Genomic DNA, 9,389 nt, shown 5'->3' with positions numbered 1-9,389 from the left:
AATGGAGGTAGATGATGCGTTGCTGTATTTATCTATGTGGCTTGCTGACAGCACTCTAGAAATGTTGCACTTCAATGGGATGCCCATCCGTCACTACACCCCCACTGACCTCCCTGCCCTCTACGCGATCAACCAGGCCTCGACGCCCGGTGTGGGGCATGAGGGTTCGGCTGAGGGCCTGAAGCGCTGGATTGATCTCGCCACCTGCCTCGTCGCGACAGATGCGGGCGGCGCGCCGCTCGGTTTCATCAATCTGATCGAGCCCGGCACGCTGGCCTATGAGAGCGCCAATCTGCGCTGGTTCGAAGCGTGGCAGACGGAGCAAGGCTGCGACCTGCTCTATGTCGACCGCATTGCCATATCCGAGGCCGCGCGCGGACAGGGCCTCGGCCAGCGCCTCTATGAGGCCGCCTTCGATATCGCCAGCGGCCGCCAATGGCTCGGCGCGGAAGTGAACACAGACCCGGACAATCCGGGCTCGCACAGATTCCACGCCCGTATGGGCTTCGTCCGTGTTGGCGAGAAACGCTACACGCCGGACTATGCCGTCGCCTATTATGCAAGGCCGGTCTGAGGCACGTCCCTTCCTGTCATCCCCGCCTCTCCGGCGCATGCCGGAGTCTCGCGCGGCTGGCTCAGCTTAGTTTCTGCAGGCGACCCCGGCATGCGCCGGGGATACGGTCTTTGTGAGCGAGAGGTTGCTCTTCGAGGGAGCACAAATCGCACGGCGATTTACCCGAGAAGGCCCAAGCGCAAACGCAGGGCTTGTGCTTGACCATGAGAGACCCGGATGGCCCGCGCCAGTTCGCCTTGCGCATGGGCCGTGACTTCTCGCGTCCCACTATTCCACTCACGCCAAACTTGACACAGGTCTCTTGATCATTAACTTTGCTTTTCAAAGTATTCTGCAAAAAGGAAACTTGTCATGGTCCGCACGCTCTCCCTCACCGCGGCGACCTTCGCCCTCGCCCTTGGTGCACTGGCGCAAGAGGCCGCCGCCCCTGCCCATCCGCTCACCCCATTCTATGGCACATGGGTGGGCACGGCGAGCGGCTTTGACGAGGCCAGGCAGCCCTATACTGTCACACAGACAGAGCGTGTCGGTCTCATGCTGGACGGCGCGATCGCGGTGATCGAAGGGCGCGGCTATCGCGACGACGGCTCACTGGCCTTCAACGCCTTCGCTGTCGTGTCCTGTTCCGAAGACGCCGAGGCCTGCGACATGAACAGCTATCTGCCCGATCGAACCGGGTCTTTCAAACTGGTGCCAACCGAGACCGGGTTCATTTGGACCATCCCTGCTGGCCCGGAGGCCGAAGTCAAATATGTCGCGACCCTGGACGGTGATGTCTGGACCGAGATCGGCCACTACCATCCAGCCAGCGGAGACCCGATGGAAATATTCCGCATGGAAGTCACACGTACGGGCGATACAGACTGGCCCGCTGGCGGTGCTGTTCTCCCTCCGGCGACAGAGTAGACAGTTGCCTGCCTAGCCCGCGCAGTCCAAACCCGCTAAAGCCCGCGCATGCCAAATGCGCCGACATCCTATGAAACAATTGTCCTGGGCGCGGGCGCGGCGGGCCTGTTCCATGCGGGCCTTGCCGGTCAACGCGGACGGCGCGTATTGGTGATCGACCATGCAAAACGCCCCGCCGACAAGGTGCGCATCTCTGGCGGCGGACGCTGCAATTTCACCAATCTCGAAACGCGCGCCGACCGCTTTCTCAGCCAGAACCCGCATTTCGCGAAATCGGCGCTGGCACGCTACACGGCCTGGGATTTCATTTCCCTCATGGCCGCCCACGGCCTGACCTATACCGAAAAGCACAAGGGCCAGCTTTTCTGTGACCAGAAATCCGGCGCCATCATCCAGATGCTGCTGGACGAATGCGACAAGGGCGACGCGGAGATCCGCCTCTCCACAGAAGTTTCCGGCGTGACCCATACGGATGGACGGTTCACGGTCGAGACCAGCAGCGGCGCGGCCAGCGCAGAGCGGCTCATCGTGGCCACAGGCGGGCTTTCCATTCCCAAAATGGGCGCGACCGGCCTGGCCTATGACATCGCCCGCCAGTTCGGGCATGACATCGTGGAAACGCGGCCCGGCCTTGTCCCCTTCACCTTTTCGGGTGAGCTGGGCGAAAAATTCGCCTCGATCTCCGGCGTCGCTACCCCCGTGCTCGCCAGCGTCCCCGGCGCGCGCTTTGATGAAGACCTGCTCTTCACCCATCGCGGCCTCTCGGGCCCTGCAGCGCTCCAAACCTCCTCTTACTGGCATCAGGGCGACCCCCTGTCCCTCAGCCTGCTGACGAAGGTAGATCTGGGCGATGCCCTGCGCGCCGCCAAGCAGGCTGCGCCGAAACAGACGCTCGCCAAGGCATTGGAAGCCCACTTCCCTGCCCGCCTCGCCGACCTGATCGCAGATCTCGGCCCGATCGCACAAGATGCCCGGCTGGCCGACCTCTCCCACGTCGCCATCGACGAATTCGCAGCCTTCCTCAAGGATTGGCGCGTGACCCCAATGGGCACGGAAGGCTATCGCACCGCCGAAGTCACCGTGGGCGGCATCGCCACTGACGGCCTGGACCAGAAGACGATGGAAAGCCGCCATGTTCCGGGCCTGCATTTCATTGGAGAATGCGTGGACGTTACCGGCTGGCTGGGTGGCTATAATTTCCAATGGGCCTGGGCCAGTGCACACGCCGCCGCAATGCTGTGATCAAGGAGTCCAGCGCGGCCGTGTCAAATAGCCATCGCGCTTGCGCTGGGAGACCAGGTCTGGATGGTCCATCAAGATGGGATCACCACCTGTTTCCGTATCAATGGCCCGCATCGCCTCGGCCAGACGCTGATGGAACAAGGCGTCTGTCTCAACCCGCAAGGGGAATGGATGGTCCAAAATCAGCGAATTGTTCGGGTTCGTATTGATTTCGTAGACCTCGACCTTTCCCTTCACCAGCGTGAAATCCGCCCGTCCGAAGGAAATGCCTGCTGCCTTGAAATGCCCGGCAATCCCCGCAGCATGGCGGTTTTCCTTCACCGCCTGCATCTCGTCGAGATAGTGCGCCTCACTCGCCACACCTTCCTTGCCATACTTGGCGTGCCAGTTTTCATCGTGGACGGACATTCCGGTTATGACTTCATCGCCCACGCAATACGCGGCAAGCTTGCGGAACAAGCCATCCTCAATAGGCTCGGCGCAATATTCCACAAACATCAGATCTGACAGGCAAAGCCCCGATCTGACGAGTTCGTCGAGCGCAGACCGAGCCTCTTCCGGTGTCGTCAGCAATTCGGTCTGCGTACCGCGATGCGCCGCGCGTGTGCGCAGGAATACCGGATACCGATCCGGCAAGCCATCCATCTCCGCGTCCCATACCGAAAAGCTGTTCAGGCCTTCGCCCTGGAGTTTCTTGAGCATGGGCAACCGGGTGCGCGCGCTGGCCGGATCATTCAGCGCCCTTGCATTGTTGGCCGTGAGGCAGCGATAGGCTTTGGCGGCCAGTTCGCGCGTCCAGAAATCAATGCGGTCAAAATCGGTGAAGACGTAGGTGGCGCGAGGCAAGGACTTCTTGCGAAGCAATTGGTTGTACGACATCAGATCGATCTTCGGCATGCCGGGAACGTCGCGCAGCTCGCGCACAGCGTATTTGTGCGATCCGGATGTGATAAAGCAGATCAATTATTCGTCCCCGTCTGTCAGATTTCAGATCGCGTCTTCGACGCTGTCATGATGGTTTCGGAACCAGGTCATCCCCTCCCGGATTTCCCTGACTTGCCGCACTCCAATCAAAAACATGAGCGCACCATAGGCCACAATACCAGTCGCAACCATTGCAGCAATGATGGCGACATCGAACCATTCACTCGGCAGGAATTTCTGGACTGTCCACACCGCGCCGACCATGCCGATCGCGCTGAGCAGTGCCTGCCAGCCAACGGTCAGCTGGTGCAGCGCCGAGTAGCCTGCGGCTCGCTGCACCAGCAAGGCCGAGAGCGGCCATGTGAGAAAAGTTCGCAGGGCGATCAGCGCCGCAATACCGACAACACCATATGGCATCAGGAACGGCGCCATTGCGCCCAAGAGGACGATACCTATCGAAAGGATCAACAGAGGAGACTTGCTGTCGCCTACACCCCTCAGGATCGCAATATTGAAATTGCCTGTGGCGTCCCGGATCCCCAGAACAAGAAAAATCTGTATCGGCAACACCGCCGCCACCCATTCATCCCCCACGACAAGCGGCACAAGCAAAGGTGCCACCATTGCAAGGCCAAGGGTCGCCGGATAGATGGCTGCTGTCGTCATGGCGAATACACGGTCCAGCAGATCATGCACCGTCTTGCGACTGGACTGCAGACGCGCCACCACGTTCATCGCGATCTCATTGAATGGTCCCATCAACAGTTCCGTCAGCATGCCGGAAACATTGCCAGCCATCGCCAACAGGCCGACCGCGCGTTCGCCGCCGATCATGCTGAGCAGGAAGCGCGGAATGGCATCATCAATATAGCCGAGCAGATAGGTCAGTACGGTATCGCGATTGAACGCAAACAATTCTCGAAAGGCGTCCCGGCTCACGGCAAATCCGGGTCGCCACTTCGCGGCATAGATGATGCCCGCTGCCGAGATCACCGTGCCAACCGCCATACTGAGGACAAGCGCCCAAACGCCGAAGCCGAGAATTGCCAACACAAGTGCCGCGCCGGTTGAGACCACTTCCGAAACCGTCTCGATCAAAACCACTTTATCATTTTCCAGACGCCGCTGGAGCAGTGCTCCAGGCACCCCCTCAACGCTACCCAATACCATGAGCAGGCTGAGCGCAGGCAGGACATCCGCTACGGCGGGAGCGCCGATCAGGTTGGCGAGAGGTTTTGCCAGCAAGGCGATGATGATGGAAAACAGAACCGTCAGACCTGAATTCAACCAGAAGGTCGTATCCAGGTGTGCATCACTGAGGTCTTCTCGTTGCTGCAGGCTTTCGGTCAAAGGCGGGCCGACAAAGATGCCCACCAGGCCAAATATCAGACTGGCGAGCGCCATGATGCCATACGGCTCCGGTCCCAGAATGCGCGCCATGATCGCGAAGCTGACAAGGCCGAAGATCGCCGAGCCCCAGGAATGCGCGAACATCCATACAAGGTTGCGCATGGCCCGGCGTATGATGAAGGAGGCCGTCATGTCAGACGGAAATCGGCAACTTGCCTGACCCATCCATGAAATCAGTCATCGCCTGCAGCACGCTCTTGCCCGTCTCGGTCAAACGTCCCTCGCGCCGGACAATGTCTGCAGAGTCCCGCTGGATGGCTTCGGCTTCCTTCAGGATTTTCCTGAGTCGGCGGCGCTCGAACCAACCGAATTCATCGCCAGCCAGCATGTGCTTCAACACCCAAATCATCCGGGCAGATACAAATGATGCGTGAAAAATACCTTCCAGCGGGCGTTCGGTTCGGCGGATGGGCGACCAGAACAATTCTGAATCCGGATTTTCCACAAGCATTTCATTCTTGCAGGCACCGAACAGGGCCGCATGGCCTTCCTCGTGCGCCAGTGTGACAATCAGATCGGCCACAGACGCCTTACGCTCTGCATTCAGGGCAATTGCACCCCAGAGGCGGAAACAGGTGCCGCCTTCAAACTCGAGCGAGCCTTCCGCCGGCCCCACCAGGACCAACTCCCCCAGCAGTGCATTCATCTCATCGTGCAACTCGGGCAGGTTGTGCTCTATCCAGCCAATTGCCTCTTCCAGCTTCGCGGAGAAGCGGTCGGCTTGCGACGGGTCTGGCCGAGTTACGCCTGCAGCGCCCGTTTCGGGAGCGCCCATGAAAGTTTGAATTCGGCGACTGTCAGCGTCTGTATAGTCACGTCCCAGAACAGTGATCTTCGTGCTCCGCGCCACGGGATGTTCCGTTAGAATGCGCTGAATAAGCGCCACACCTGTGTCGGTCTCACCGGCTTGGAGAGCTTCCACAGCGTCGTAGTAGGTTCCGAATACCGCTGATGATACGCGCTGAGCTGGTCCGATTTTCTCGCGCCAGGCTTCAAATGCAGCGGGCAGTGTCGGCGCTTTGTCGCTCAGTTCGCCTGCCAGATATCGAAGGCTGTCATACAGGCCATCATGCATGGCCTGATTGGTCGTGATGGCGTCGCTGGAGTTCGGAATGAAGCGGAACGGCATTTTCAACGAATCTCCCGGCATACGCTGTTTAAGTATGTGCACCGCCTCGCGAGAGGCGGTGCACGTTCGCTAGCGCTGGTATACTACCAAAACTTGAAGAATTTTCTTCCGCCGCGCCGGCGTTTGTTGCGACCTCCCTTGCAGCCGACCATCGTGTCGTTTTTCGCGTCACGAAGGTTGCTGAAGCCGAGGAGCATATCTTTCTTGAGATTCATAAGAGTACTCCCTTGTTTCCCGCCGTCATTGACGGGACTACGCATCTTGCAGATTCCGTGCAACTTTCCAGCAGAATCTCGCTAGGCGCGAAAAAATTAATGAATCAAATAGCCACATTAATGGATGTACATCTGCATGGGACGAATCTCACGAATTCCCGCAGGAATGGGCCCCGTCTCCGCGCTGAGAGAGACCTGACACAGTTCTTGAAAAACTCGTAAAACGCCTGAAATTATGACGTAAATACGCGACTTGGCTCGAAACGCCCGGCGCGGACATCCCCCAAGGCAACAGCTTTTCCGTCGCAAACGGCGATCGCTGCCCGGTCGTCTGGATCGTCAGACGATTCTTCCTTCCATCGCTCAATTATGTGCGGCAATAGAACAATCGTCCGTCCGTGGCGGATGTTTCCTGCTTCCTCGCGTGTGATGTCCACACTTGGCACATTCTCGAGCATGGCATGGATCGGCTGAAGAAACCCCATCAGGGTTTCCATATTCTCAGCTTCCTCAATCATTGCCAGCGGGATCGCCGCAGGGGCGCCGAACTGGCCGACACGTGTGCGCCGCAACTGACTGATATGGCCTTCGCATTCGAGATCAAATGCCAGGTCCCGTGCCATGGCGCGGACATAGAAGCCCTTGCCCGACGTGACATGGATCACGGTATGGTCTGCGTCCGGCATACCAATCACACTGGCCGTGAACACGTCGACTTCGCGCGAGGTAAGTTCGAACTCCTCCCCTTCCCGTGCGAGGTCATAGGCCCGCTGGCCATCTACCTTGATCGCAGAGAATTTCGGCGGCACCTGCTCAATGGTCCCCAGGTAGCCTTTCAGAAGTTCTTCCACCTGTTCCCGCCTTGGTCGCGCTTCGGATGTGGCGGTCACTTCGCCTTCGGCATCCTGACTTTCCGTCGAGATGCCCCAGCGAATGGTAAAGACATATTCCTTCTGGGCATCCATCGCCCACTGCACCGTCTTGGTCGCCTCGCCGAAAGCAATTGGCAGGATACCGTCGGCCAGCGGGTCCAGTGTCCCGCCATGGCCAACTTTCTGAGCATTATACTTCCGCTTCAGGATCGCGACGGCCTGAGTTGATGTGATATCGACAGGTTTGAACAGGTTGAGCCACCCGTTGATCGGGTCGCCTTTGCGCTTTCTTTGACGGGCCAAGTTTCAGAACTCTCTGGTTGCGCCAGCACGCGGTTCGAACGCGGGCGGCGGTGTGTCGGAAAAGGATTAAGGCGCGGCCATACGCAGCCCGCTCATGTGCGTCAAGCCAGTGCGGCCAGCCCTGCGACAATGGAGGTCAGGAAGCGTCGCGGACGATCTCGGGATCATGATCGAACAAGACCTCGGTTTCGGTCTCGGAGGGTCCAGCCGGAACGACCGGCTCTCTTGGCGACGCAATCGTCTTTTGTGGCTCGGTCGGCAAGCTGAGGTCCACAAGATCCAGATCGAGATCAAACTCGCCGCGGATGGCACGCTCACCGGAATCCATCTTGTGACGGACAACGTCCCGAATACGCATCAACACGTCACGATTATTATCCACCAGCGGGATCTGCCGCCCATCCGATGCGCCGATCACGAGCCGGTAATAAGGCTGGCGCGTCTTCATGCGACGCGCGATCAACACCGCGCGAATGCCAAGGATAAACCCCAGCAACGTCAGCACGCCGCCCACCAACAGCGCGACCATGCTGGAGCCGTTCCCCGGAAACAGGCCGCCCCAGGCGAGCGCCATCAGACCGAAGAACAGATTGATTACGAAGAAGGACGCATAAAGGCTCTGGGTTCGCTTGTTCGCGGGCGTCTCCCATGGCGCAAACTCCTTCGACTCCACGGACATGGTGGCTATGCATTGGATGGCGATCGTGTCTTCGCCCATCTGAAGCGACGCCGCAGAAATCTCTCCCCGGCGAGCCCCTTCCATGTCGAGCGTCTGGCGATCCATCCGTGCGGGCCCCTGATTGCGATCAATCAACGCTCGCAATCTGGTGCAGGCGAGTCAACTTACAACCTGTCCAGAGACAGCTGACCAGATGCTATTCCTGGTCCAGATCGCGTCTCACGCGAGGATCTGCCAGCAAGCGGTCAATCGCGGTCGCCTCATCATAGGATTTGTCGGCAATGAAATGGAGCTGCGGCGTGAATTTCAGCTCGATTTCCCGGCCAAGTTTTCCTCTCAGGAAACTCGCCGCGCGGTTCAGGGCTTCCGCAAGTTTGGTACGCCCCTCTTCGCTGTCATTGCCCAGCGGTGATACAAAAATGTTTGCATGGCGCAGGTCGGGGGAGCAGCGCACTTCTCCGACTGTCACAATGACGCCGACAAGGTCCGGGTCGCGAAAGTCTTCTCGGGCAAGAATGTCCGAGATCGCATGACGCACAAGTTCGCCTGCGCGCAACTGGCGCTGGCTCGGAAGCCCCGGAGAGGATGATTTGCGTGCCATCAGACACCTGCTTTCTGTTTGAGGCGCTCCACGAAATTGCGGCGCGCCTGCTTGTCCTTGTTGAACCATTCGTCGGGAATGATCAGCGCATCGGCGCCTTGTATTTGTACCGATGTGAACCCGCGACTGGATTTGACGGCCGCAACGCTGGTCCAGTCAATTCGGGTTTCGATACCGCCTCGTCGGACTTTCAGATATTCGTCCATCACACTGATTTCGGTTTCCAGAGGCGAGGCTCCAAACACATCGACCGGAGACCGGTATGACCAGCGAATGAAAATGAGATACCATGAAATCCCGGCAAACGCGGCGACAAGCGCCGACAGGAACCATTGCCAATAAGGGCTGAGGCCGGCCATTTCGGTCGCGTTGCGCATCATGACCGACATGCTGGCCGATATGATGGGTGCCGTCACGCCCGCATAATATATTGCGGTCGGGCCGACTGCGCCTCGCCTTGAAAGACGGATCAGGCGCTTCTGGTCTTTTTCACCCAGAAGGCCGGAGATGTGGTCAGGCGCAATCATCCGTTCC

At 59.0% G+C, this 9,389-nt stretch carries 11 protein-coding genes; 3 read left to right on the top strand and 8 right to left on the bottom strand.

Going from position 1 to position 9,389, the window contains the following annotated elements; translation table 11 throughout:
• From B3527_RS14930 to B3527_RS14920, 3 genes are all read left to right on the top strand, one after another.
• Positions 1–574: GNAT family N-acetyltransferase (locus B3527_RS14930; RefSeq protein ID WP_290480376.1), on the top strand; the 574-nt coding region annotated here is incomplete at its 5' end.
• A gap of 351 nt (positions 575–925) precedes the next feature.
• Positions 926–1,480: a hypothetical protein gene (locus B3527_RS14925; protein WP_290480375.1), complete on the top strand. Its 555-nt coding sequence runs from the start codon at positions 926–928 to the stop codon at positions 1,478–1,480.
• A gap of 48 nt (positions 1,481–1,528) precedes the next feature.
• A complete protein-coding gene (locus B3527_RS14920; protein WP_290480374.1) occupies positions 1,529–2,722 on the top strand; it encodes an NAD(P)/FAD-dependent oxidoreductase in 1,194 nt (397 codons plus the stop codon).
• Here the strand turns inward: B3527_RS14920 and B3527_RS14915 are convergent, their stop codons facing one another.
• From B3527_RS14915 to B3527_RS14880, 8 genes are all read right to left on the bottom strand, one after another.
• Complete coding sequence (locus B3527_RS14915) at positions 2,723–3,685, bottom strand: hypothetical protein (protein WP_206991877.1); 963 nt, start codon at positions 3,683–3,685, stop codon at positions 2,723–2,725.
• 24 nt (positions 3,686–3,709) lie between these two features.
• Positions 3,710–5,158 (bottom strand): oligosaccharide flippase family protein, encoded by a 1,449-nt coding sequence (locus tag B3527_RS14910; RefSeq protein WP_290480373.1) that lies wholly within the window; start codon positions 5,156–5,158, stop codon positions 3,710–3,712.
• Between the two features lie 31 nt (positions 5,159–5,189).
• Entirely contained in the window at positions 5,190–6,185 is a 996-nt protein-coding gene (locus tag B3527_RS14905; RefSeq protein ID WP_290480372.1) for an aKG-HExxH-type peptide beta-hydroxylase, read from the bottom strand.
• Positions 6,186–6,268: 83 nt separating this feature from the next.
• A complete protein-coding gene (locus B3527_RS14900; RefSeq protein WP_255342031.1) occupies positions 6,269–6,400 on the bottom strand; it encodes a hypothetical protein in 132 nt (43 codons plus the stop codon).
• A gap of 233 nt (positions 6,401–6,633) precedes the next feature.
• Entirely contained in the window at positions 6,634–7,575 is a 942-nt protein-coding gene (gene truB / locus B3527_RS14895; RefSeq protein ID WP_206991874.1) for a tRNA pseudouridine(55) synthase TruB, read from the bottom strand.
• Positions 7,576–7,711: 136 nt separating this feature from the next.
• The gene (locus B3527_RS14890; RefSeq protein WP_290480371.1) at positions 7,712–8,359 is read right to left on the bottom strand and encodes a hypothetical protein; all 648 of its coding nucleotides are present in this window, start codon (positions 8,357–8,359) and stop codon (positions 7,712–7,714) included.
• A gap of 91 nt (positions 8,360–8,450) precedes the next feature.
• Positions 8,451–8,855 (bottom strand): 30S ribosome-binding factor RbfA, encoded by a 405-nt coding sequence (gene rbfA / locus B3527_RS14885; protein ID WP_206991872.1) that lies wholly within the window; start codon positions 8,853–8,855, stop codon positions 8,451–8,453.
• Positions 8,855–9,382: a YcxB family protein gene (locus B3527_RS14880; protein WP_206991871.1), complete on the bottom strand. Its 528-nt coding sequence runs from the start codon at positions 9,380–9,382 to the stop codon at positions 8,855–8,857. Before B3527_RS14880 ends, rbfA begins: the two co-directional genes overlap by 1 nt.
• Positions 9,383–9,389: the final 7 nt, after the last annotated feature.

The sequence above is a fragment of the Hyphomonas sp. UBA4505 genome, assembly GCF_002388685.1.
GTDB lineage: Bacteria > Pseudomonadota > Alphaproteobacteria > Caulobacterales > Hyphomonadaceae > Hyphomonas.
Note: the sequence above shows the minus strand (reverse complement) of the source record. Positions and strands in the feature narration are given on the sequence as shown.